Origin of the sequence: Natronobacterium gregoryi SP2, assembly GCF_000230715.2 — an archaeon.
Classification (GTDB): Archaea; Halobacteriota; Halobacteria; order Halobacteriales; family Natrialbaceae; genus Natronobacterium; species Natronobacterium gregoryi.
Genome location: NC_019792.1, coordinates 1,656,355 through 1,678,537, shown reverse-complemented (window position 1 = coordinate 1,678,537; position 22,183 = coordinate 1,656,355). Strand labels below are relative to the sequence as shown.

At 64.1% G+C, this 22,183-nt stretch carries 22 protein-coding genes and 1 pseudogene; 11 read left to right on the top strand and 12 right to left on the bottom strand.

What is annotated here, in order from left to right; all coding sequences use genetic code 11:
• Positions 1–197 precede the first annotated feature (197 nt).
• The 3 genes from hisI to NATGR_RS08255 all read left to right on the top strand — a co-directional run bounded on the left by hisI (position 198) and on the right by NATGR_RS08255 (position 2,273).
• Complete coding sequence (gene hisI / locus NATGR_RS08265; protein ID WP_005578426.1) at positions 198–566, top strand: phosphoribosyl-AMP cyclohydrolase; 369 nt, start codon at positions 198–200, stop codon at positions 564–566.
• Entirely contained in the window at positions 563–1,726 is a 1,164-nt protein-coding gene (locus tag NATGR_RS08260; RefSeq protein ID WP_005578429.1) for a DUF7118 family protein, read from the top strand. The genes hisI and NATGR_RS08260 overlap by 4 nt, the downstream gene beginning before the upstream one ends.
• A 136-nt stretch (positions 1,727–1,862) precedes the next feature.
• Complete coding sequence (locus NATGR_RS08255) at positions 1,863–2,273, top strand: universal stress protein (RefSeq protein ID WP_049887858.1); 411 nt, start codon at positions 1,863–1,865, stop codon at positions 2,271–2,273.
• 13 nt (positions 2,274–2,286) lie between these two features.
• On the opposite strand, the gene glmM is transcribed toward NATGR_RS08255, so the two are convergent.
• Positions 2,287–3,651 carry a phosphoglucosamine mutase gene (gene glmM, locus NATGR_RS08250; RefSeq protein WP_005578432.1) on the bottom strand — a complete coding sequence of 455 codons (1,365 nt, stop codon included), beginning with the start codon at positions 3,649–3,651 and terminating at the stop codon, positions 2,287–2,289.
• Between the two features lie 121 nt (positions 3,652–3,772).
• Between glmM and NATGR_RS08245 the strand changes: the two genes are divergently transcribed.
• The 4 genes and pseudogenes from NATGR_RS08245 to NATGR_RS20195 form a co-directional block, all read left to right on the top strand.
• Positions 3,773–4,642, top strand: a complete 870-nt coding sequence (locus tag NATGR_RS08245; protein ID WP_015233460.1) for an HVO_0234 family beta-propeller protein — start codon at positions 3,773–3,775, stop codon at positions 4,640–4,642.
• A 63-nt stretch (positions 4,643–4,705) separates the two neighbouring features.
• Positions 4,706–5,248 (top strand): hypothetical protein, encoded by a 543-nt coding sequence (locus tag NATGR_RS08240; RefSeq protein WP_005578445.1) that lies wholly within the window; start codon positions 4,706–4,708, stop codon positions 5,246–5,248.
• A 173-nt stretch (positions 5,249–5,421) separates the two neighbouring features.
• Entirely contained in the window at positions 5,422–6,279 is an 858-nt protein-coding gene (locus NATGR_RS08235) for a ribose-phosphate diphosphokinase (RefSeq protein ID WP_005578447.1), read from the top strand.
• A gap of 210 nt (positions 6,280–6,489) precedes the next feature.
• A pseudogene (locus NATGR_RS20195) lies at positions 6,490–6,624 on the top strand (heme NO-binding domain-containing protein); the annotation flags it as partial.
• 306 nt (positions 6,625–6,930) lie between these two features.
• Here NATGR_RS20195 and NATGR_RS08225 read toward each other — a convergent pair.
• From NATGR_RS08225 to NATGR_RS08205, 5 genes are all read right to left on the bottom strand, one after another.
• Positions 6,931–9,042: a PGF-CTERM sorting domain-containing protein gene (locus NATGR_RS08225; RefSeq protein ID WP_005578451.1), complete on the bottom strand. Its 2,112-nt coding sequence runs from the start codon at positions 9,040–9,042 to the stop codon at positions 6,931–6,933.
• Positions 9,043–9,118: 76 nt separating this feature from the next.
• Positions 9,119–9,562: an SHOCT domain-containing protein gene (locus NATGR_RS08220; RefSeq protein WP_005578453.1), complete on the bottom strand. Its 444-nt coding sequence runs from the start codon at positions 9,560–9,562 to the stop codon at positions 9,119–9,121.
• A gap of 70 nt (positions 9,563–9,632) precedes the next feature.
• On the bottom strand, positions 9,633–12,845 hold the full coding sequence (ileS, locus tag NATGR_RS08215; protein ID WP_005578455.1) for an isoleucine--tRNA ligase: 3,213 nt from the start codon (positions 12,843–12,845) through the stop codon (positions 9,633–9,635).
• A gap of 23 nt (positions 12,846–12,868) precedes the next feature.
• Positions 12,869–13,330, bottom strand: coding sequence for a hypothetical protein (locus NATGR_RS08210; RefSeq protein ID WP_139222393.1), 462 nt, complete (start codon positions 13,328–13,330; stop codon positions 12,869–12,871).
• A gap of 245 nt (positions 13,331–13,575) precedes the next feature.
• Positions 13,576–13,806, bottom strand: coding sequence for a hypothetical protein (locus NATGR_RS08205; RefSeq protein ID WP_005578460.1), 231 nt, complete (start codon positions 13,804–13,806; stop codon positions 13,576–13,578).
• A gap of 196 nt (positions 13,807–14,002) precedes the next feature.
• On the opposite strand from NATGR_RS08205, the gene NATGR_RS08200 reads away from it, so the two are divergent.
• The 3 genes from NATGR_RS08200 to NATGR_RS08190 all read left to right on the top strand — a co-directional run bounded on the left by NATGR_RS08200 (position 14,003) and on the right by NATGR_RS08190 (position 15,075).
• Positions 14,003–14,422 carry an HIT family protein gene (locus NATGR_RS08200; protein ID WP_005578462.1) on the top strand — a complete coding sequence of 140 codons (420 nt, stop codon included), beginning with the start codon at positions 14,003–14,005 and terminating at the stop codon, positions 14,420–14,422.
• A gap of 70 nt (positions 14,423–14,492) precedes the next feature.
• Complete coding sequence (locus NATGR_RS08195; RefSeq protein ID WP_005578465.1) at positions 14,493–14,684, top strand: hypothetical protein; 192 nt, start codon at positions 14,493–14,495, stop codon at positions 14,682–14,684.
• 139 nt (positions 14,685–14,823) lie between these two features.
• Positions 14,824–15,075 carry a hypothetical protein gene (locus tag NATGR_RS08190; RefSeq protein WP_005578467.1) on the top strand — a complete coding sequence of 84 codons (252 nt, stop codon included), beginning with the start codon at positions 14,824–14,826 and terminating at the stop codon, positions 15,073–15,075.
• Between the two features lie 164 nt (positions 15,076–15,239).
• Here the strand turns inward: NATGR_RS08190 and NATGR_RS08185 are convergent, their stop codons facing one another.
• The 3 genes from NATGR_RS08185 to NATGR_RS08175 all read right to left on the bottom strand — a co-directional run bounded on the left by NATGR_RS08185 (position 15,240) and on the right by NATGR_RS08175 (position 18,168).
• Complete coding sequence (locus NATGR_RS08185) at positions 15,240–17,306, bottom strand: DEAD/DEAH box helicase (RefSeq protein WP_005578469.1); 2,067 nt, start codon at positions 17,304–17,306, stop codon at positions 15,240–15,242.
• Positions 17,307–17,480: 174 nt separating this feature from the next.
• Complete coding sequence (locus tag NATGR_RS08180; protein WP_005578472.1) at positions 17,481–17,858, bottom strand: cupin domain-containing protein; 378 nt, start codon at positions 17,856–17,858, stop codon at positions 17,481–17,483.
• A gap of 115 nt (positions 17,859–17,973) precedes the next feature.
• Entirely contained in the window at positions 17,974–18,168 is a 195-nt protein-coding gene (locus NATGR_RS08175) for a cold-shock protein (protein WP_005578474.1), read from the bottom strand.
• A 303-nt stretch (positions 18,169–18,471) separates the two neighbouring features.
• Between NATGR_RS08175 and NATGR_RS08170 the strand changes: the two genes are divergently transcribed.
• Positions 18,472–18,876: a DUF5788 family protein gene (locus NATGR_RS08170; protein ID WP_005578475.1), complete on the top strand. Its 405-nt coding sequence runs from the start codon at positions 18,472–18,474 to the stop codon at positions 18,874–18,876.
• 475 nt (positions 18,877–19,351) lie between these two features.
• On the opposite strand, the gene NATGR_RS08165 is transcribed toward NATGR_RS08170, so the two are convergent.
• The 3 genes from NATGR_RS08165 to NATGR_RS08155 form a co-directional block, all read right to left on the bottom strand.
• The gene (locus tag NATGR_RS08165; RefSeq protein ID WP_005578477.1) at positions 19,352–20,059 is read right to left on the bottom strand and encodes a carbonic anhydrase; all 708 of its coding nucleotides are present in this window, start codon (positions 20,057–20,059) and stop codon (positions 19,352–19,354) included.
• A gap of 257 nt (positions 20,060–20,316) precedes the next feature.
• Positions 20,317–21,129: an ABC transporter permease gene (locus NATGR_RS08160; protein ID WP_005578478.1), complete on the bottom strand. Its 813-nt coding sequence runs from the start codon at positions 21,127–21,129 to the stop codon at positions 20,317–20,319.
• On the bottom strand, positions 21,126–22,142 hold the full coding sequence (locus NATGR_RS08155; protein WP_005578479.1) for an ABC transporter ATP-binding protein: 1,017 nt from the start codon (positions 22,140–22,142) through the stop codon (positions 21,126–21,128). The genes NATGR_RS08160 and NATGR_RS08155 overlap by 4 nt, the downstream gene beginning before the upstream one ends.
• Positions 22,143–22,183 lie beyond the last annotated feature (41 nt).

The window sequence follows — 22,183 nt, the reverse complement described above, 5'->3', positions numbered from 1 at the left end:
ACGAGTGCGACGGAGCCGAGAGGCCAGATCGAGTTCGCCGGGGTTGTCGAAGAACATACCCGCGTACTGCAAACCGGCGAGCGTGGCCGGAATGACTGTATTCGCGAGTCGAACCGATCGAATACGCTTCCGACCATTAGTTGCCGACTGGGAAACGCGGCAAAAGACCTATCGCCTCGACGACCGACCCATCCCGTATGGACGACGGCATTGCGGTCGACTTCGGCGAGGACGGACTCGTCCCCGCCGTCGCACAGGACGCCGAGACGGGCGAGGTGCTCATGCTCGCCTACGTCTCCCCCGAGGCCTTAGAGCGAACCCGCGAGACCGGTCGTGCCCACTACTACTCCCGAAGCCGGGACGAACTCTGGGAGAAAGGCGCAACGAGCGGCCACGTGCAGTCGGTCGAAGAGATCCGTATCGACTGCGACGCCGACACCCTCCTCTATCTCGTCGACCAGGAAGGCGGCGCGTGTCACACCGGCCACGAGTCGTGTTTCTACCGGACGATCGAGGGCGAGGACGTCGGCGAACAGGTGTTCGACCCGGACGCAGTGTACGAATGAGCGAACGAGCCCACAGCAGCGACACACCCGTTCCCGACGACGGGCCCTCCCCGCTCGAGACCCTCGAGGCTGCACGCAATCGCTACGAGCAGGCACAACGCCGAATCGAGGAGGAAGGCGGTGAGGCGGTCGAAGACGCCGCCGACGCCTACCGATCGGCGACCGACCTACTCGAGTCGTACGTCGACCGGGCGACCGGCACTGGACGCGAGAACTTCAGGGCCTACGTCGAACTCGAGGGGAAGTTCGCCACTCTCGTCGAGAACCTGTCCGACGACCTCGAGGGGCGCGAGGCGTTCGAGGACGCACTCGATGCGATCGACAAGCGCCGTCTCAGTGAGTCCGATTTCGAGAAGGCCCACGCTGCTCTCGAGCCGGCCGCACAGTACGACGAACTGCTCGAGGAGCGCGAGGACGCCCGCGCACAGTTAGCCGAGGCGAGAAAAGCAGCGGCACGCCGTCTCCGGAAGATCGACGACGAACTCGCGGAACGCGAACGACTGCTCGAACTCGCGAACGCGGACCTGGACGCGCCGGTCGAACGGCTGCGGAAGCCGATCGAAGCCTACAACGAGGCGATTCGCGAGGCCGTCATCGAGTACCGACGCGAGGTCTCGGCCCGCGAGGTCTTTGCGCTGCTCGAGCGCAGCCAGTGGTATCCGTTCGTCGGGTACGAACGGCCACCGGCGGACCTCCGGGAGTACGTCGAGACCAGTTCCGACGGGGAGTACACGATCCCCGAACTACTCGAGTACGCCGACTACTCCAGGTCGAAACTCGATCACTACGTCGAGGACGCCGACGTGCTCAAGCGGCGGGTCGCGACCCAGCGGACGTTTCTAGACAACGTGGATGCCGAGCCGCTGACGCTCGAGTGGCCGCCCGGTCCCGCGGGCGAACTCCGCCAGCGAATCCGCGAGTACCGACCGTTCGTCGAACGGGTCGGCAGCGACGAGACGGTCGAACGGCTGCGGGACGTCCGGATGCTGACCTACGACGACGCGTACGACCGGCTCCAGACCGCAGCACAGGCTGTCGCACAGCTCACCCCCGAAGAACGCGAGCGACTGACCGACGGTCGGGTTGCGGACGAACTCGAGGCCCTCCGGGAAGAGCGGGATCGACTCGAGGAAGCACTCGAGGTCGACGACCCGGTGTAGGAGCGACGAGACGGCCGACTCGAGTGCAGCGAGGTCGGCTCTACGGCTGACGGTGGTGAAGGCGGTCGATAGCACCGACACGGCGACCGGACTGGTGAGCCAAGAGCTTTCAGCACTCGCGTTCGAATCCAATGGCATGAATCGACAACTGCTCGTCCCGATGGACGACTCCGAGACGGCCCGCCGCGCGCTCGAGCACGCACTCGCGATCTTTGCCGACGACGAGATCACGGTCGTTCACGTGGTCGGAGATCTGGAAGCCGCTTACGGCGGCGGTCCGGTGGTGCCCGAAAGCGGCGATACCGAGCCAGCATTCTTCGACGACGTACGGGAGATTGCGTCCCGGCACGACCGGAACGTCGAGATCGTAACCGTCGAGGGGACGGCACCCGAAGCGATTCTCGAGTACGCCCGCGAGGAGAACGTCGACGCCATCGTCATGGGCAGCGAAGGCCGGTCCGGCGTCTCGCGGATGTTGTTGGGAAGTGTCGCCGAGGCAGTGACTCGGCGGTCGTCCGTTCCGGTGACGATCGTTCCCCGCAGTTGAGTGTGTGGACGAATTAAGCGTCGGCTTTCGCCTCGAGCAGGGTTTTGTACATCCCTTCGGCAAGGTCGTTCGCACGGCCGGCGTCGCGGGCCTCGGCGTAGATTCGGACGAGCGGCTCCGTCCCCGAGGGGCGGGCGAGCACCCACGCGTCGCCGTAGTCGAGTCGGTAGCCGTCTCGCGTGTTTAGGTCGGCGTCGGCAGCGTGCGCGTGGTTGGCCGCCGCATCGAGCATCGCGTCGCGTTCGGCGGTCGACTCGTACTCGATGTTGCGCCGAACGTTGGCGTAGCCGCCGTAGGGCGCGACGATCTCGCTGACCGGTCGCTCGGCGACGAGTTCGAGAAACCGTGCAGCCGTAAACGCACCGTCCCGCGAGAGCCGATAGCCGGGGAAGAAGATCCCGCCGTTGCCCTCACCTGCGATTGGAACGCGGCTGTCTTTCGCCTCGAGTTCCTCGATTCGGGTGATGATGTTCGTCGAGCCGATCGGCGTCAACTCGAGTTCCGCGCCAACGTCGTCGACGACGTCGACGAGCCGCTGGGAGACGTTGACCGCCGAGACGGTTGTGTCGCCGGCCTCGAGTTCTGCGGCCGCAAGGGCGGCGAGTGTGGCGTCGCCCTCGACGTACTCGCCGTTCTCGTCGAAGAAGATCGCGCGGTCGGCGTCGCCGTCGTGGGCGATGCCGACGTCGGCGTCGGTCGCTCGGACGAGTCGTCCCAGTTCCGCGAGGTTCTCGGGAACTGGCTCGGGGTCTCGGCCGGGGAAGTGACCGTCGGGCTGGCTGTTGACCGTGACGACGCGACAGCCCAGTTCCCGGAAGAAGCCGGGACTGGTAAGCGAGCCCGCGCCGTGGCCGGGATCGAGTGCGACCGTCAACTCGGCGTCGGCGATCGTCTCCCGGTCGACTGCCTCGAGCAGGGCGTCGACGTAGTCGTCGGTGACGCCCTCGACCTCACGGACGCGTCCCGTCCCGTCCCACGGTGCGACGGTGTAGGCCTCCGCGAGCAGCGCCTCTTCGATTCGCTCTAAGTCGGAGACGGCGAGTTCGACGCCGTCGCTGCCGACGAGTTTGATCCCGTTGTACTGTGGCGGATTGTGCGAGGCCGTGACGACGATTACTGGAATCGCTTCGCGTTCGGCGTAGAACTGTGCCCCCGGGGTGGGGACGACTCCGAGGCGGTCGACATCGGTTCCCGTACTCGCCAGCCCGCTCGCGGCCGCGTCGGCGAGCATTCGGCCGGTGTAGCGCGTGTCACGCGCGATGGCAACCCGATCGACCCCCCAGGCCGTCCCCGCCGCTTTCGCGACGCGCAGGACGAACGCGGGCGTCAGTTCGTCGTTGGCGACGCCGCGTGTCCCACTGGATCCGAACACTTCCATCGGGTACTAGTCCGATGGGGCTCCTCATAGGAATTCCGGAGCGTCTGCCGTGGCGTCGACTGCGCTGGCACAGAGCCAGCAGACGGCAACCCTTTCGGCCCGCGCCCACAACGCGTTAGATATGCTCTCGATCGAGGAGAAACGCGTCTACGGCGACCGCGACGAGGTGACAGAAGCCTACGTCTCGAGTCCGATGGGGGTCGTCCGGGTCCGGATCGCCGGCGACACCGTCGGCGAGTTCTCGCTCTGTAACCGGTGTGATGCCCGTGACGTGGCCGCCGCCGACGGCCGCGTGGCGGTCGCGACCGACGAAGACGTCGGCGTACTCGCGTCCGCGGAGAAAAGCGACGGCCTCGCGTTCGTCGAGACCGGGTTCGGCTCTGCGGTCGCCGTCGGCTACGACGACGAAGACCGACTCGTCGCGGCCGGCCCCGACGGACGAATCGCTCGGCTCGAAGCCAGCGGAAACTGGACCGTCCTCGAGTCGAAAGGCAAGGACGAGGACCGAACGGGGACGATCGAGGAGGTGCGAGCGATCGACGGCGACTTCGTCGGCACCGACGATGGCGTCTACCGCGTCCACGGCGACGACGACCTCGAGCATGCCGGACTCTCCGATGTTCGCGACGTCGCCGCGGTCGGCGTCCCGCTGGCAGCAACTGACGACGGCCTCTACAAACTCGGGAACGGCTGGATGGAACTCTCCGAGGGCAGGTTCGACGTCGTCGCGGCCGACCCGCGGTCGAACCCTGGCTCGCTCTCTCGTGCCCACGCCGTCTCGAGCGACGGCAGCGTGTACGAGTACGCCGACGGCGAGTGGCACGAAGACGAGACGCGATCGGCCGGGGCCGACCGGATCGTCGCCGTCGGCTACGGCGAGCAGGTCTATGCCGTGACGGAGACGGGAACCGTCGAAGTCGCGGGTGACGGCGAGTGGCGTGGTCGGTCGATCGGCGTTCGAAACGTCACTGGACTGGCAGTGCCCCGATAGTGTCGCGTCGTTGCAACCTCGTCTGACGCAGAATTAACTCCCTCGAGTTACTGTGTAACCGATATGAGTCTATCGCGACGCCAACTCCTCGCAGGCACCGGCACTGCGTTCGTGGGCGTGACCGCCGGTTGTTCGGCAAACGAAGACGGTGACGGAGCAAACGACGACGAAGACGGGGCCGGTGGAGGCGACGCCAACGAAACGAGCAATGGCGGCGACGAAACCGCCGATCCCGAGACGGGAAGCGACATCGATGCGGGTCCCGACGAGACGGTACTCGGTGAGATCACCGTCGAAAACGTCCACGACGAACCCCACACGGTAGATGTCATCGTCGAGTTCGACGGCGAGATCGAACACTGGACGACCCACGAACTCGCGGCTGGCAACGGGCTGACCCTCGAGCGCGAGTGGCGGACCGGAGAGGACTCGTTCCGTGTGATGGCACGTCTCGACGAGGAGCCACCCATCCAGGTCGACGCAGGGACCTGGAACGACCCGGACTGTCTCAATCTCCTGGCATTGATCGATCGCAACGGCGACCTGTCGCTGCTCGGTGACACCGACGGCGGCCCCTGTGGCGGCGGCGACGCCGACTTCGACTGAGACGGATTGCTGTACCGATGTACCGACGTACCGGCGCGGTCGCAGATGGGTCGTCGCGCCGAACTAACTGACAGCGGTCCGTGTGAGACGTTTGATCGCCAACTGGACCCGGAACGCAACGAACCGATCACGAGAACGAAAACTGGTTTACGCCACACGCTGTGGCACAGCGTATGATCGTTACTGGCGCTACGTCACAATCGCTCGCCGCGGCGCTCGCAGCCGAACTCGAGGAACCGCTCGCCGCCGTCGACTACGATCGGTTTCCCGACGGCGAACTACTCGCATCGGTCCCAGAACTGGACGGCCACGTTCCCGACCGGGCAGTCGTCGTCGCCTCGACGGTCTCGAGCGACGCACACGTCGAACTACTCCAGCTACAGGACGCCGTCCGTGAGGCCGGCGTCGGCGAGGTCGTCACCGTCCTGCCGTACATGGGCTATGCGCGACAGGACAAACCCTTCGAACCAGGACACCCGATCTCCGCGCGGGCAGTTGCTCGAGCCATTTCGACAGGCACGGACCGCGTGCTGACCGTCACTCCTCACGAGGACGCAGTCTGTGAGTTCTTCGAACCGACGGCGACCGCGATCGACGCCGCGGGACGGCTGGCCGAACCCCTTCCCGGCGACCTGACCGATCCCGTCTTCCTTTCACCGGACGCTGGTGCGGTCGACCTCGCCGAGACGGTCCGGGACGCCTACGGCGAGGGCGAGACCGACTACTTCGAAAAGACACGCCACTCCGGCACCGAGGTCGAGATCTCGCCGAGTGACGTCGCGGTCACCGGCCGGGACGTCGTCGTCACCGACGACATCATCGCGACGGGGTCGACGATGAGCGAGGCCGTCGCCGTCTTACAGGAGCGAGACGTCGCTCGCGTCTTCGTCACCTGCGTCCACCCGCTACTGGCCCGAAACGCCTACGCGAAACTCTCGCGAGCCGGTGTCGAGGCGATCTACGGCACCGATACAATCGAACGCGAGGCCAGTGCAGTCTCCGTCGCGCCGACGATCACGACACACCTATAACTCGGCGGACAGGGGGCTACAACGAGTAAGTAGCCGTCGGCGACACGTAGGCGATACCGACCGACGAGGGTCCGGGTCGGCACAGTCGACGCTCGAGCGGTCGAATCGCCGAACCGATGCACGGAATCGTCTCCAAGACGCTCGAGGTCCGTCGCCGAGAACGCTGGCCGTGACGCCTGGGATGCAGTTCTCGGTCGAGCCGACGTCGAGACGACGCTTTACCTGTCGGTCTCACGGTACGACGACGAGAAACTCGAGGCGCTTCTCGCCACTCTCTCGAGCCTCGCCACCCAGTCTAGAAGACAGATCGAACGCGCTTTCGGTCGGCGACTCGCCCCGGAATTGCTGCCCACGTTCGACGCTTACGTCGACGACGTGGGATTTCTCACCCTCCTTCTCGAACTCGGGACGATAACCGCCGATATCGAGGCGGGACTCCGACGGCGTCTCGCCACCCGACATCTCGGGACGACTCGCCGAAGCAGGGGAGACAGTCGTCGTCACGTACCGCTCCGAGCGGGGCGACTGCTCGCTCGCACAGGGGGTTCTGGACGGACTCTGCCGAGTTCGATATCACTGCCACCGTCGAGGAGACGGCGTGTGTCCACGACGGTGCGGACGCGTGCCGGTTCCGGATCTCGCTCGAGTGAGTTAGTCTTCGCGGCGACGCGCTGCGAACGCCGTCACGACCAGCAGTACGATGACTGTAGCGACTGCGCCAAAACCGGGGACGTCCTCGAGTTCGGCCGCCGGCAGCCCGCCAACCGAGACCGTCGTCGTTCGATCGGCGACGGCCACCTCGTAGTATCCATCGTCGTCGAACGCGACGTCGGACTCGAGCGTCGCAGTCTCCCCGGGCCGGACCAGGACGGGTTCTTCGGCGGCGACGCCCTCGGGCGTACGGACCTCGAGCACCGCCGCGCCGGGACGATCGGTTGCGGCTTCGACCGTCGCCGTCGCCGTCACCGACTCGCCGGGGTCGGCGTCTTCGGGTTCGACGTCGAGGTCGGTGACGGTGACGCTCGAGGGGCCGCGGGCGAACGCAGTCGCCGTCTCGTCGCCGACGCGGAGTTCGGAGACGCCCTGCTCGGTCGGCGTCCACTCGAGTCGCTCCGTCGTCCGGTCGCCGGCTGCGAGAAAGCCCTCGACGTGGTCGACGACCGACCCGTCGACGTGTAGCGTGGCGTCGTAGGTACCGTTCCAGTCACCGGCATTCTCGACGTCGACGGGGACAGTGACCGGTTCACCGACTGGAACGGCGGTAACCGTCTCGTCGTCGCGTTCCCACCGCTCCCAGGAGTCGTCCTCGACTTCGATCGGCTCCGCACCGAATCCGTACTCCACGGTCGCGACCGGCTGGTCGAACGCCACTTCGTGTTCGGATCGCTCCCACACCGACGGCACGGCCTTCGTTCGCGTGTAGCGTTCGGCGCGTTCCTTGACCGCCGTGCCGCCCGCGTTCTCGACCGCCTCGAGGAAGTCCACCGCTGTCACCGTCCCCTTGTCAGACCGGGCGTTGAGTTCACGAAAGACGTCCTCGAGCATCCGATCGCCGTCGGTCTCGAGCCGGAGCTGGCGGTCGAGTTCGCCGTAGACCAGCGGCCCTTTCACGTAGTCGGTCTCGGCGTCCCAGCTCTCCGGTTCGGCGAGAACGCCGGCGGCGTAAGGCGATTGCTCGCCACGCTCGAGGAATCGCTGGAACCCGTCGAACTCGATCAAGCCCTTCTCGAGGGCGATCAGGGCGGCGTAGTACTCGGCCTGGGCCTCGATCAGCCACTCGGTTTCGGTCGCAGTGCCGTCCTGTGGGCCCGCAAACGCCTGGCGAGCGTGGACGTACTCGTGGAGCCAGACGTTGTCGGGTTCGGCGAGGCTGGCGTCGGCGCGGACCCAGACATCACCGTCGCCGTACTGGAGTCCGCGTGGCCCCCACTCGGCGTCTGTCGGAGCCGCGACGACGAACAGTTCGTCGGGACGTTCGCCGACCGAGAGGGCGTCACTGCCGGCTGCGAGCGTCTCGAGCACGTCGTCGGGCTCTTCGTCCAGGTCGGCCGCCTCGGGGACGACCAACCGGTGGCGCTCGCTGTCGACTGCTCGTTCGTGTTCGGTCACCTCGCCGAAGACGGCGATATCGCCGCCGGTCGCGCCGGGGCCGTCGACGGCCGCCGTCGACTCGAAGCCGACGGACTCGGTCTCCCGCCAAGAGAGACTCGCCTGGGGAACCTGGACGACCCCCCACTCGCCAGTATCGACGAAGGTGTAGCCGGCGTCCCCGCCGCTGGCGTTTCTCACTGCGGCCTGCTGGTGTCGCTCGTCCCCAGTTCGGTTCGCAGGCACCGTCAGCACCATCGACGGCTCGTCGGTCGATTCCGTCCACTCGTAGACCCCATCGCCGGTCGCCTCGAGTCCGTCGGTCGACCGGACGGTGGCCTCGGACTCGAGGTCGACCTCGAGTTCGGTGACGGCGTCGGGCACCTCGAAAGTCATCTCGGCCTCGAACTCCCCGGGGTCGTCGGGGAGGTGTCGGAGAGTCGTCGTCCGCTGGAGGACGTCGCTCGAAGGAATCGCGAACCGGTCCGAACGATCGATCCCAGAGACGGACCTCTCGACTGAGACACCGCTGTCGATCTGTTCCGGTCTTTCGCTGGCGGCGACCGAACCGCTACCGACGGCACCAGCGATACCGACGGGAAGCGACGCAACGAGTAAAAGAGCGACGACGACGACCCGATAGCACACGAGCGTATACTCGAAGTTGACAATCAATATTCTTGTGGTGATCGTACCCGAGAGAGAATCGACACGGCGATTTCTCCTTCGACAGCCACCAACGCTCCTCGAGTCACTCCCGCAGTCGCTCCCGGTCACCCGAGCCCGACCGCTCGTCACGGTCACCGACCGCTGCCTCCGGAACCTCCTCCGTCGCAATCAGTCGCTCGAGTCGCCGTTCGAACTCGCGGTCGTCGATCTCCCCGCGAGCGTACCGGTCGCGGAGCGTCTCGAGCGGGTCCTCGTCCGCCGTCCGCTCGTCGGCAGTGGACGACTCGCTCGAGTGGCTCGTCACTCTTTCGCGAACCCACGGTACGCCGTCTCCCTCCCGACAAGACGATCCGAGGTACTCCGAGGTGATCGCGAAGATCGGCACCAGCAGCAGCCAGCCGATCACGAAGACGGCCGTCGCTGCAGGAAACCCCGAGAAGACCGCCGCAAGGATGCCCAGCGGAAGTGTTGCGGTGGCGGTAATCGCCATCAGCATCTCGAAGAACGATCCGAGTCCGTCGTCCATACGCGCCTCCTCTCGCTAGAATCACTAAACTATAGCCAAACAGCAGAAGTCGAGCGACGCCCCGCAGCGACTAGTCCGACGCTTCCGCAGCCGCCAGCGGTTCGACTGCAATCTCCATCGTCACGCCCTCGACGTCCCACTCCTTGCGGTGGCCGTCACCGTCCTCGACTGCTCGGAGTTCGTCGGCGCGAACCTCCTCGCGGATCAGGTCCTCGCGGTCGTCGACCAGCTCGGCGACGCGGTCGTCGTCGATTGCGAGGTCCAGCGCGATCCGTTCCTCGACGTCGAGTTCGAGATCCTTGCGCATCTCCTGGACGCGTCGGATGACCTCGCGGGCGTAACCCTCGCTCTCGATGTTCTCGGTCAGTGAGGCGTCGACGTAGACGACGCCCCGATCGTCGCCGTTCAGCCCGAATGCAGTGCCAGCGATGTCGTCCGGCGTCTCCGTGACGAACGAGACCATCGACTTCTCGATCGACTCGTCGGCCTCGAGCACGTCCTCGACGGCCTCCTCGAGGGACTCGAGGTCTGGGTCGTCGATGCGAGCCTCGTTGAGCGCGTTCATCACCTGTCCGGCGCGGTCGCCGAAGGCGGGGCCGAGTTCGCTCATGTCGGCCTCGGCGCTGTACTGGAGTTCCTCCCAGCGTTCCTCGGCGGAGACGAGTTCGATCTCGCGGGCGTTGAGTCGATCCTCGAGCAAGCCGGTGTGACGCTCTACGGCCTCGGCGACGCGGTCGTCGTCGGCCGCCACGACGACTCGCGGCACGGGCCAGCGAAGCTTACGACCGGCCTGCTGGCGGGCGTTCGCGCCGGCTTCCTCGATCGCGCGGAGATAGGCGACGTCTTCCTCGAGCTGTTCGTCGACCCAGTACTCGTCGAGTTCGGGCCAGTCACACATGTGGACCGTGTCGTGTTCGGCGTCGCCGGTGAGCGTGCCGTAGATCTCCTCGGAGATGAACGGCGCGTAGGGGGCGAGCAAGGCGACCGTCTCCCGCAGCACGCGGTAGAGCGTCGCGTAGGCGGCCTCCTTGGAGGCGCTGTCTTCTTCCTCCCACATCCGTTCGCGGACGGCCTGGACGTAGAACCGCGAGACATCCTCGACGACGAACTCGAGGAGGGCGTCGACGGCTTTGTCCTGGCGACGGTCCTCGAAGTGGTCGGTCATCTCGGCTTTGGTGGACTGGAGGCGGGCGAGCACCCACTCGTCGACGAGCTCGAGATCGTCGTCGACGTCCGCTAAGCTGGTCGTTTGCGGATCGAAGTCGTCCAGTCGCATGTACGGCAGCGGGAACCGGAAGACGTTCCACAGCGTCCGGAGGTGGTCCTCCATCGTCTGCATCCCGTCCCAGTCGAAACGCATGTCGTCGCCTTGCGGATTGTTCGACAGCAGGAACAGCCGCATGACGTCCCGGCCGTGACGGTCGATGGCTTCGTGGGGGTCGATCAGGATGTCCTTGGACTTGCTCATCGCGCGGCCATCTGGCATCAACGCGTGGCCGTGCATCAGGACCTCCTCGTAGGGGATGTCGCCGAGTGCGGCGGACCCCATCGAGAGTTGCGACCAGAACCAGCCACGGGTCTGGTCGTGGGCTTCGACGATGAAGTCGGCTGGCCAGAGCTCGTCGAACCGGCTGTCGTCCTCGGGGTAGTCCAGCGTCCCCCACGACGCCACCGAAGAGTCGAGCCAGACGTCGAACACGTCGGGGACACGAGTGTAGGTGGTCTCGTCTTCGGTGATCGTCAGCTCGTCGACGGTGTCCTTGTGGAGGTCGACGGTCTCGGGATCGATCTCCTGGTCGACTCGCTCGGCGAGTTCCTCGCGGTCGGTGATGACGATGCGATCCTCGTCGTCGTCCCTATCTTCCGGTGTCCACACGGGGAGTGGAATCCCCCAGTAGCGCTGTCGTGAGGCGTTCCAGTCGGGTGCCTCCTCGACGAAATCGCGGAAGCGGTTGTCCCGGGCCCAGTCGGGGTGCCACTGACTGTCCTCGATGTTTGCGAGGAGTTCGTCCTTGACGTCGGTGATCGTGATGAACCACTGGTCGGTGACGATCTGGACGATTCCCGTATCACAGCGCCAGCAGTGTCCGTAGCTGTGGTGGACGGTGCCGGAGGCGAGCAATGCTCCTTCGTCCTCGAGATCGGCGATGATCTCGTCGTCGGCGTCTTTGACGAACTGCCCCTCGTACGTGCCGGCCTCGTCGGTGTAGACGCCGTCGCCGTCGACGGGACAGAAGATCGGGAACCCGAGTTCGTGGCCGCGCTCGAAGTCCTCCTCACCGTGGCCCGGCGCGGAGTGGACGAGCCCCGTGCCGTCGCCACTCGTGTCGACGTAGTCGGCGGCGTAGACCTCGCCTGCGCCCTCGTGATCTGGGTGTTCGGGGACCTGGTCGGCCAGCGGATGCTCGTAGGACCAGCCGATCAGCTCCTCGCCCGAAAGCTCCTCGACGGTTTCGTAGTCCTCGTAGCGGCCCTCCTTCAGGACCGCCTCGTGTTTGGCTTCGGCGACGTAGAGTAGCTCTTCCTCGCCGTCCTTTTCGGCGCGAACGCCGACGTAGTCACCCTCCTCGTCGACGGCGACGAAGGTGTTCGCCGGGATCGTCCAGGGCGTGGTCGTCCAGATGACGATCTTCCCGTCTCGGTCCTTCAGGTCGAATTTGACGTAGACCGAGGGGTCCTCGACGTCGTCGTACTCGACCTCGTTGTTCGCGATCGCCGTCTCACACCGCGGACACTGCGAGATCGAGCGGTTCCCTTTCTCGACGAGGCCGCGCTCGGCGGCCTTCGCGAAGCCCCACCAGGCCGCTTCCATGTACTCCGGACGGACCGTCTTGTACGGGTCGTCCCAGTCCATCCAGACGCCGAAGTCCTGGAAGTCCGCCTGCAGCCCCTCGAGTTGCTCCTCGGCGTACTCTTTGCACTCCTGGATGAAGTTCTCCTCGCCGAACTCTTCGATGTCTTTCTTGTTCTCGAACCCGAGACGCTCCTCGACGCGGGTCTCGATGGGGAGTCCGTGCATGTCGTATCCCGGTCGGTCGGTGACGTCGTACCCCTGCATTCGGAAAAAGCGGAGGTAGACGTCTTTCAGGGTCTTGTTCCAGGTGGTCCCCATGTGTGCCGAGCCGGAGGTGTACGGCGGCCCGTCCACGAAGAAGAACGATTCACCGTCGGATCGGTGCTCGACCGTCTGCTCGTAGGCGTCGACGTCGTCCCAGTAATCGAAGACCCGCTGCTCTAGGTCGTGTGGGTCGTACTGGTCGTCGACATCGTCGAACCTGCTCATAGGTCACGTGATTCGCTCCGAGACTAAAGGAGAATCGGTCCGTGTGCTCCCCGATACGTCGGACGAACTGCCAATCCGGTGGTACCACACCGGATCGAGCCGACTCCCAGTTTACTACTCCTCGGGAAGGAACAACGAGAGACGACCGCGACGGCTGCAACCGCAGACAGCAAGAAAACGCTTCGTCGAAGTAGTCGGCGTTGGCGAGCGTGCCCACGACCGTCGGACTCCCCGGCCCCGATCAACATGTACCCCGTCCGGACGGAACTGAGGCCGGTCCCTCGAACGTCGTCCGGAAAAGACGCAGTGAGGGAGGTTAGAGTGATCGGCGAGTAACAGAGGACGCTGCTCGTGACGGCGGTAACGGCGACGAGGCCGGCGACCCTCTCGACAAACGGAAGCGCAAGCGTCGCGACGGTGATCGGCGAGACCACCGCGTTACCGAAGTCACCCGCACCCATCGTCCCCGATCGTCGTCCCGCCACGCGCCGAGTGAATACGCGAGAGAGGCCTAAACCGCGTGACGCCGTAGAGCGCAGTCGTGAAGCCAAACAGGACCGTCGCACCGCACAGGCTGCCGGTAGAGCCCGCCGTGACGACGAGCGCCAGTGCAACTGCGGAGACGCCGGTACTCGCGACGAAGACGGTCCGACCACGTTAGACGCAACGAAAGCAGGTCCAGAGAGAGGCAGTTCCGACCGACGGCTGACTCCCGACCTGGGCCGAAAAATTACGAGCGCGCCAGGATCGACGCGAGCAGTTTCTTGTAGGCAATGCCGTAGATGCCAGCGTAGAGCATGACGGCCCCGATTGCAGCGAGCCACAGTCCGACAGCCAGTTCACCGGAACCGAGATGCTGGAGACTCGCTCCTTCGGCGAGAACTCCACCAACCGTGAGAACGGCCGCAGCGACAGTGTAGAGCAGCATCGATAGCGATTCGGCGAGCAGTTCTGACGACATTATCAAATCGAAGCCACCGAGACAAGGTAAACTTATCCCCTTTGCGCTCTCCTGAACACCACACGCCAGCGAACCGCCCGGACTAAACGCCCTCGACTCCAATGAAGCTGCCCGAAACCAGGGAATCCGCGGAAACCCCCCAGATGGACGACCTCGGCGGGTAACCTTCTTACCACGAGCCGACAGATGTTCGCGTATGAGTACGATCTTCAGCCAGATCGTCGAGGGCGAGATTCCCGCACGCGTCGTGTACGAAGACGAGACTACGCTGGCGTTCCTGGACGCGAATCCACTCGCGCCCGGGCACACGCTGGTCGTCCCCAAAGACGAGTACGAACGGCTGAACGACATCCCCGAGGATGTCGCCGACGACCTCTACGACACGATTCACCGGCTGGTCCCCGCCGTCGAGGACGCCGTCGACGCCGACGCCTCGACCGTCGCGTTCAACAACGGCGAGGCGGCCGGCCAGGAGGTCCCGCACGTCCACTGCCACATCGTCCCCCGGTTCGAGGGCGACGGCGGCGGCCCCATCCACGCCGTCGCAGGCGAGACGCCCGACCTCGAGGACGACGAACTCGACGAGATCGCCGAAGATATCGAGTCTCGAGCCTGAGAAGACGTTTCTCGGTCCGCGACCCCGCAGGAATCGATAGCACTATTTTGCGAGGGTGACAGTCACGGCTATGGGCGACTCGAACGCAGATCTGGAACTGGCAGCCGGCATCTTCCTGGCGTTTTTCATTGCGGGCTACGGCGTGGTCACTGGCGAACTGCTGCTCGCGATCATCGCGCTGACGGTGCTGGTGGGCTGTTACGTCCTCGTCATCATCGCGCGATCGCTGGCCCGAATCGAGGCCGCCGTCGTCGACGAGTGATACGGTTTGCTGTAACGATTTACCGTTGCAACCCAAGACAGGGCGCGGTTGCACCGCCCATAACTCACAGCACTCCGTCTGAGCGCTCGAGTCGTCGCCCGTGACTGTTTTGTCGCACCGGTGTGAGTGACGAACTACGATGTCACTCTCGAATCTCGCCGCACGGTTCCGGCGACACCCTATCGCGACGACGCTCGAGGTTGGCAGCGTCGTCGTCTGCCTGTTGCTGTTTGCAGCGACGTTCGTGTTACTCGGCGGGTCGCCGCTGACGGCGACGGCACAACCGACGTCTGGGGCGGAGACGCCCTGGCTCGTCATCGTCGTCGTCGGTGCAGTCTTCGTCCTGTTCTGGACGGCGCTCGTGCCGCTGTACGAACGATACCTGTACTAGTGGCGGGCCAAGCCTAAACTGATGGGTCGAATCTGGCGGTGTGGCCCGATTCGACCCGTCAGTCGACGGTTGGGACGGTACTAGTGCTTTGGCAAGCCTGAACGGATGAGTGAAACCGAATGCGGTCGTCTGGGTTCACGCAGCAGTCGACGCTTGGCAGAGTACTAGAGGTCTGTATCTCGGAGTTCGATGTCGGTAACGAGCTCGTAGGGGTGGGCGTCCTTCCTGATTCCGTCGAGTAGCACGAACGCTTCGTCGGGATCGAGGAAGTGTTCGGTCACGACGCGGCCGAGCGGCGTCGGCTCGAAGCCGTCGATAAAGTCGTACTGCAGGAGTTTGCCGACGGCGTGTTTGGTCGGAATCTCGCCGAGCATCCGATCGTTGAGCGACTTCGCGGCTTTCCCGCCGACCGTGACGTTTGCAAGTGTCTCCTCGATGGCTGCTGTCTCGTCGTACTCGGTCATTACCGGCTCCATCTCGCCTTTGAGGAGCTTGAACGCAATCTCGTCTTCCGTCCCCTCCATCGAGTTGTGGTAGGTGCAATCGGGCTCGACCAGCACGTACACTGTTCCTTTGTCGTGATAATCGGGGCGACCCGCGCGGCCGAGCATCTGGTGGAACTCCTGGACGGAGAGCCACTCGATCCCCATCGCCAACGAATCGAAGATCACCTGTGACGCCGGAAAGTCGACGCCAGCGGCGAGCGCGGCGGTGGTGACGACAGCGGACAGTTCCTGGTCGCCGAACTGTCGTTCGACCTTCTTGCGGCGCTTGTAGTCGAGACCGGCGTGATACGGTGCAGCGGAGTACTCGAGTTTCCGTGAAATCTCGTGACACCGCCGGCGGGAGTTGGTGAAGATGATCGTCTGCCCGCGGTAGCCCTTGGAGGACTCGGTGTCGAACTCGCGTCTGACGAGTTTGTTCTCGATGCGGACCTTCTCCTGACCGCTGGCGAAGGTGACGTGACGCTCGATCGGGACGGGACGTTCCTCGAACTCGATGAGTGTCGACTCGAGTGCACTCGTCAGTTGTTCGGGGTTGCCGACGGTCGCCGAGAGGTAGACCCACTGTGCTCCTCCGTAGTCGTCGCGTCGTTTCGCTCGCTGTTCGCAGGCGTACTTGAGCCGCGAAATCAGGCCGTCGAGGCGGTGACCGCGACCCTCCTCTTTGAGTGTGTGCACCTCGTCGATGACGACGGTCCCAATGTCGCCCATCTCCTTGCCCGTTCGGAGGGCGTGGTCGATCCCCTCGTAGGTGCCGACGATGACGTCGGCGTTCGGGTCGAACCGTTCGCCTTCATCGGCGATCCGGCTCGCACCGACGCGAATAGAGACGTCGACGAGATGACCGTACTCCTCGGTGAAGTCCTCGTACTTCTGGTTCGCGAGCGCGACCAGCGGGACGAGAAAGAGCATCGTCCCCTTGCCGTTGAGCACGCGATTGATTCCGGCCATCTCACCGACTAGGGTCTTCCCGGTCGCCGTCGCCGACACCACGAGCTGGTCGTCACCGTCGAACAGCCCGTTTTCGACCGAGAGACTCTGTACCGGAAGTAGCGTCTCGAACCGGTCCTCGAGTAGGTTCTGCAGGCCCGGATGCAGGTTCAGCGAGTCCACACGGACGGGGTCGACTTCGTCGGTCGTCGCCGAAATCGTATCGAACTTCGTGAGGTCGGGATCGAGTTGTCCCTGCAGCAGGTTGACGATCCGCTGGAGGTCCTGTACCTCGAGCATTAGTTCTTCGAGTCGTTCTTTCGCCGTTCCCGTCACCTCGCCGCCGCTGCTGTAGGTGAGTTGACGCTCGAGTTCCTGACGTGCACAGTCCTGGCAGATCCAGTCTTGGTCGTCTTTGACCGCGGTTTCGGTCGTAATTGGAGAGTACCGGCCCGCAGAGGCACAGTACCGGCAGGTTCTGACGGCTTTCGCTTTATTTTCGAGCTGATAGCCCGAGAACATCTCCATCAGTTCTTCGCGTGCGCTTTGCGAGGTCTGTTCCGAAATTCGAATTCGCTTCGCACGGCGTGCGAGTTCGACGAACTCGTCGGGCTGGCGTGGCTCTTCGGTCGAACCTTGCTTCAGCCGGAACTTGGCGGGCCGGGGACCGGCCGAGGTCTCCGAGAGACCGAGTTTCGCCCGGAACAGCCGTTCGCCGTCCCGCTCGACGATGGTGAGGTAGTCGTCTCCCGTCTCGTGACAGAAGATCGTATCGACCTGCTGGACCTGCTTCGACACGGAACGTGATATGCGGGTAGCGCACTTGAGCGATTCGGACTCGGTTTCGACGACTGGCGGGACCCAGTGTCAACACAGCGGCTTGCCGACCCTCCGACCAGTCGGAACCGACAGAGAAGCCGCGATACGGGTCGGGCCGCGCGACCTGTGTGCCGACCGGCGGCGACCGACCGTTCACTGCGAGTCTTGTAGTACGATTTCGTCGTCGCCGTTTGGCACCGCACAGAGGAAGGCCCCGGGATTGTCGCTTTCGTTGCGGTACCAGTGGACCGTGCCAGCCGGAACGAGTAGCGAGTCTCCGGCCGACAGCTCGTACTCTTCGTCGCCGATTCCCACGGTGTACTCGCCCTCGAGCACGTACTGTTCGTGTTCGACTTCGTTGGTGTGTGCTGGCACGTCGGTACCGGGCTCGAGGACGAACCGACGGAGCGCGAAGTTCGGCGCGCCGTGGGAGTCATCTAGCAGAACACCTTTCTGGAGGCCGTCGGCGGCGTCGACGGACTCGTACTCGATCTCCTCGCTCGAGCGGAGCAGTGGTTCCGGATCGGGCATAGCAACAGGTCGGCAACGCAGCTACTAAACGTTGATCGACGCCGACGAGCGACAGAGCCGTCGCTCGAGAGCGTAAAATACTGCAGTCAAGTGCCGATACCGCTCCGAATCGAATCTACAGGCGCTCGACGTTCGTCGCGCGCGGGCCCTTGGGGGCCTGCTCGATCTCGAACTCGAGTTCCTGACCTTCTTCGAGGTCCGGGCCGCCGATGTCTTCCATGTGGAAGAAGACGTCCTCGTCCGCGTCCTCAGTTTCGATAAATCCGTAACCGCCAGTGTCGTTGAAGAAATCAACGGTTCCTTGCGCCATTGCCTCTGAGAAAAACGCACCGACGCATATAAACGCTCCGGTACTGTGGCGCGTTCTCTGGCGCGTGCGGGTTCTGCACTCGATTGCGCTGGAGGGAGAGCAAGGCAGGGCAGGCCAGGGTAGGGGGAAGGGACTACTGCCGGACAGAACGACGTGACGATCGGTCGCTCTGTTGGGCCCGTCACCGGTGGAGACGGCCGCGAATCCACGACCGACTTCGGACTGACTTCTGTCCGACAGTATGAGTTCCTGCCACGCGACGTTCTCCTGCAGTACTTACGTACGTAATTCCAATCGCCGAGTATGAACGAGGACGAGCGGAAAGAACTACTCGAGCGTGTCAACCGCCCGAGTGCAACTATCGGGATCTCCATTCCGGACACGATCACGATCGGAGACGAAGAGATCCCTGTCGACGAGTTCGTCATCGAAACGAGGAAAGTTGAGGGTATTCCCGACGACCTCAAACCGGTCGTCAGGGAGGCGCAGATCTCGCTCCAAGAAGAACGGGAGCGCCTCGTCGAGCGACTCGAGTCAGCACCGCTTGAGTACGAAGAGGCCGAGGAGATTGCGGATACGATCGTCGGAATCGACCGCACGCTGAACGCCCTCAAGAGCCTCCGGGGAGGCGGGTACACGTCCGAAGCGCCTGCGGAAGAGATCGAGGATCACAAGCGTTGGCTCGACTTCTTGAACTCGATTCGTTGAGCGGACGGTGAAACGACGGCCCGGCGGCGTCCCAAACAGCGAAGATGACTCGATCCGTACGTCTCTAGCATGAGCCAGACGGAGTCGTTTCACTGCAAGACCTGCGACACGACAGTGAGCAAAACCGAGACGCGCCGTACGGAGACGATGGGAGGTCTCGACCCGATGAAGTGGCAGACGTTGTGTTGTCCCAACTGTGGGAATCGATTGAAAACCGTGTTCGTGGGCGACGAGAGTGACTGATACGGACTGCTGTCGCGCTGTCCCGGCGCGACCGCGAGCCTCCCTGCGGTCGCGCCGGAACTGACTGACAGCAAACCGCCTGAGGCGGCGTGCTGTGACGATCTATCGGTCCAACCACGCCTCGAAGCGGTCGCACCGGCAACGACCGACAGGAAACCGTCTGAGACGCCGTCGCTCGAGCGCGACGGTGTGTCGGCGCGACGAGGATCGGTCTCGCTGGTCGTTGCTGCGGTCAGTACAGGAGACTCCGCGTCGCGGTCTCGTAGCGGTCTGGCAGACGGTCAGCTATCCGGTCTGGCTCCGTCACACCATTGTCGTGGACGAGATACGCACGGCCGTATTCGTCGCCGTAGACACCCTGGAAGTCGTACACGAAGCCGTAGATATCGACCTCGTCCGGCACCTCGTTAGCCTCTCGGAGGTATCTCGTCTGCCGATCGACGTTGTACTCGACGAGTTGATTGATGACCGTCTCTCGCTCGGCCTCTGTGTCGACGAGATCGCTCTCGAGGCCCTCCTCGACGACAGGGACGAGCTGTTCGACCCACGTGTCGACGCCTTCTGGCCCCGGGAGAGCGCCACCCGTTGCGACCTCGTAAGCCGCGGTGACGGCTCCACAGCCGGTGTGGCCGACGACGACCGCGACGTCGGTTCCGGCGTGATAGAGCGGATACAACACGCCGCCGTCGACGAGTCGCTCGCCTTCGTCCTCGTCCCAGACCTGGTTGCCGATGTTACTCGGCGTGAAGACCGTGCCCGGATCGTCGACGCCCCACATCCGTTCCTGTGGCACTCTCGAGTCCGAACAGCAGACGGCGACGACATCGGGCTGTTGTCCATCCTGGACGGTGTCGAAGTAGTCGTCGGCCAGTCCCTCGACGTGGTCGTCGTTGCCGGCGAGCAACTCGTGGAGAACCGCCTGGTTGGGATCGTCGCTCATACTGGTAAGCGACAGGACCGACTACAAAGTGGTTACGCGTTGGGGCGAGCATACAGACGTGGTCTCCGCCCAGGGAGACGCTATCACCCGCCTCATACGGGTTGCTGTAACGATTTACTGCCGGTCGTCAGAACGGGGTCGGCGATCGGCAGCAACTAGTTCCATCAATCCGTCTCATACGGACTGCTATCCCGATGTCCCGGTGCGACCGCAGGAGAGCTTGCGGTCGCGCCGGAACTGACTGACAGCAAACCATCTCAGTCGGTCAACCCGTAGCCAGTCTTGAAGAGGTAGATGTCGATAGCGACGACGACAGCCGTCAGGAGACTCAGTATGACAAGCGAGAGATAGGGTGCGAACTCGGCGTACGCTGCCGGTGCGACGTAATGCATGTCCGAGTAGCCCAACAGCCCGTACCGAACGCTGTCGACCATGTAGACCATCGGATTCAACAGCGAGACGTACTGCCAGATCGGCTCGAGCATCGTCAGCGAGTAGAAGACCGCGCCGAAAAACACCAGCGGCCGCAGGATGAACTGGTTCATCACGGTCAGGTCGTCGAAATCTCGAGCGATCAGTCCGCCGATGATCCCGAATCCGGCAAACAGCGCGGAGATGACGACCATCGTTGTGACCAGGAAGAGTCCGTTCGCTATCGACAGCGGGACGAACAGCGCGCCGATGATGGCGACGATCAGGCCGACGATCAGCCCGCGGACCGCGCTCGCTCCAACGTACGCGACGACCATCTCGGCGTACGACAGTGGGGAAGTCAGCGTCTCGTGGATGTACTCGTTCCACCGCCCGTGGAAGATCGAGAACGAGGCGTTCTCGAAGGCATTCGAGATCGTTCCCAGCACGACGAGGCCGGGAATCAAGAAGAGTATGTAGCCGAAATCGGCTCCTGGAACCCCTTCGACCGGGCTGTCGATCCGGCCACCGAGAATGACCCCGAAGACGGCGAAATAGAGGACGTTCGTGATCGCCGGCGGCATGAACGTGTTCTTGGGCCGGCGGACGAACCGCAAGACTTCGCGACGAAACAGCGCCCGGAAGCCGACCGAGATCATCGGGCGACCCCCTCCTGTTCGCGTTTCGGACCGTCGTCACCGTCTTCGCTCGCAGCCGACGACCGCGTCACCGTCCGGTCCTCACTGCGGGTGAGATCCACGAAGATCTCCTCGAGCGAGGTCCGCGAAATCTCGAGATCGGCGATTTCGTAGCCCGCGGTTTCGAGGTCGTTGAGCAGTCGCGGCGCGGTCGATCCACCGTCGTCGACGCGGACCTCGAGTTGGTTGCCGGCCGCGCCCGTCGAGACGTCGTGGGCGTACGCGCCGAGACTCTCCTCGAGAGTTGACGCTGCGGTCGAAATCGGGGACTCGAGGCGGACCGAGACCGTGTCGGTGCCCCGCTTCTTGAGTTCGTCCGGCGTTGCGACAGTTACTTTCCGCCCTTCGTTGACGATCGCAACTCGGTCACAGAGTCGCTCGGCCTCTTCGATGTAGTGAGTCGTCAACAGGACCGTCGTCCCCTCCGCATTGAGTTCGGTCACGAGTTCCCAGAGGTCGTGGCGCAACTGGACGTCGACCCCCGCGGTCGGCTCGTCGAGGATCAACAGGTCGGGATCGGTGACGAGCGCTCGAGCGAGCAGCAAGCGCCGTTTCATCCCGCCGGAGAGCCAGTCGAACCGTTCGTTTCGCTTGTCGTAGATACCGACTCGCTTGAGGGCTTCGTCCGCCCGTTCGGCGGCCTCGTCTTCGGGAACGCCGTGGTAGCCGGCCTTGTGCATCAGGACCTCCCGGATCGGAAAGAACCGATCGACGTTGAACTCCTGGGGAGCGAGCCCGATCGCGTCGCGGGCCGCCCGATAGTCGTCCTCGACGTCGTAGCCGAAGACGCGCGCTTCGCCGCCCGTCTTGCGGACGAGCCCGACGAGCGTGTTGATAAACGTCGTCTTGCCCGCACCGTTGGGACCGAGCAGCCCGAAAAATTCGCCTTCTTCGACAGTCAGTGAGAGTTCCTGTAAGGCCCGCAGGTCGCCGTACTCCTTCACGAGATCGACGGTCTCGATGGCCGGTGGCATCGGCGAACCGTCGGCTCCGGCCGGGGTTAAGAATGTTGGTC

What these genes read in the sequence shown, in the direction of transcription:
- hisI (WP_005578426.1), top strand. Translation starts at nt 198, where the DNA reads ATGGACGACGGCATTGCGGTCGACTTCGGCGAGGACGGACTCGTCCCC.
- NATGR_RS08190 (WP_005578467.1), top strand. Translation starts at nt 14,824, where the DNA reads ATGTCACTCTCGAATCTCGCCGCACGGTTCCGGCGACACCCTATCGCG.
- ileS (WP_005578455.1), bottom strand. Translation starts at nt 12,845, where the DNA reads ATGAGCAGGTTCGACGATGTCGACGACCAGTACGACCCACACGACCTA.
- NATGR_RS08245 (WP_015233460.1), top strand. Translation starts at nt 3,773, where the DNA reads ATGCTCTCGATCGAGGAGAAACGCGTCTACGGCGACCGCGACGAGGTG.
- NATGR_RS08240 (WP_005578445.1), top strand. Translation starts at nt 4,706, where the DNA reads ATGAGTCTATCGCGACGCCAACTCCTCGCAGGCACCGGCACTGCGTTC.
- NATGR_RS08220 (WP_005578453.1), bottom strand. Translation starts at nt 9,562, where the DNA reads ATGGACGACGGACTCGGATCGTTCTTCGAGATGCTGATGGCGATTACC.
- NATGR_RS08170 (WP_005578475.1), top strand. Translation starts at nt 18,472, where the DNA reads ATGAACGAGGACGAGCGGAAAGAACTACTCGAGCGTGTCAACCGCCCG.
- NATGR_RS08175 (WP_005578474.1), bottom strand. Translation starts at nt 18,168, where the DNA reads ATGGCGCAAGGAACCGTTGATTTCTTCAACGACACTGGCGGTTACGGA.
- NATGR_RS08200 (WP_005578462.1), top strand. Translation starts at nt 14,003, where the DNA reads ATGAGTACGATCTTCAGCCAGATCGTCGAGGGCGAGATTCCCGCACGC.
- NATGR_RS08195 (WP_005578465.1), top strand. Translation starts at nt 14,493, where the DNA reads ATGGGCGACTCGAACGCAGATCTGGAACTGGCAGCCGGCATCTTCCTG.
- NATGR_RS08180 (WP_005578472.1), bottom strand. Translation starts at nt 17,858, where the DNA reads ATGCCCGATCCGGAACCACTGCTCCGCTCGAGCGAGGAGATCGAGTAC.
- NATGR_RS08260 (WP_005578429.1), top strand. Translation starts at nt 563, where the DNA reads ATGAGCGAACGAGCCCACAGCAGCGACACACCCGTTCCCGACGACGGG.
- NATGR_RS08255 (WP_049887858.1), top strand. Translation starts at nt 1,863, where the DNA reads ATGAATCGACAACTGCTCGTCCCGATGGACGACTCCGAGACGGCCCGC.
- glmM (WP_005578432.1), bottom strand. Translation starts at nt 3,651, where the DNA reads ATGGAAGTGTTCGGATCCAGTGGGACACGCGGCGTCGCCAACGACGAA.
- NATGR_RS08165 (WP_005578477.1), bottom strand. Translation starts at nt 20,059, where the DNA reads ATGAGCGACGATCCCAACCAGGCGGTTCTCCACGAGTTGCTCGCCGGC.
- NATGR_RS08235 (WP_005578447.1), top strand. Translation starts at nt 5,422, where the DNA reads ATGATCGTTACTGGCGCTACGTCACAATCGCTCGCCGCGGCGCTCGCA.
- NATGR_RS08205 (WP_005578460.1), bottom strand. Translation starts at nt 13,806, where the DNA reads ATGTCGTCAGAACTGCTCGCCGAATCGCTATCGATGCTGCTCTACACT.
- NATGR_RS08155 (WP_005578479.1), bottom strand. Translation starts at nt 22,142, where the DNA reads ATGCCACCGGCCATCGAGACCGTCGATCTCGTGAAGGAGTACGGCGAC.
- NATGR_RS08160 (WP_005578478.1), bottom strand. Translation starts at nt 21,129, where the DNA reads ATGATCTCGGTCGGCTTCCGGGCGCTGTTTCGTCGCGAAGTCTTGCGG.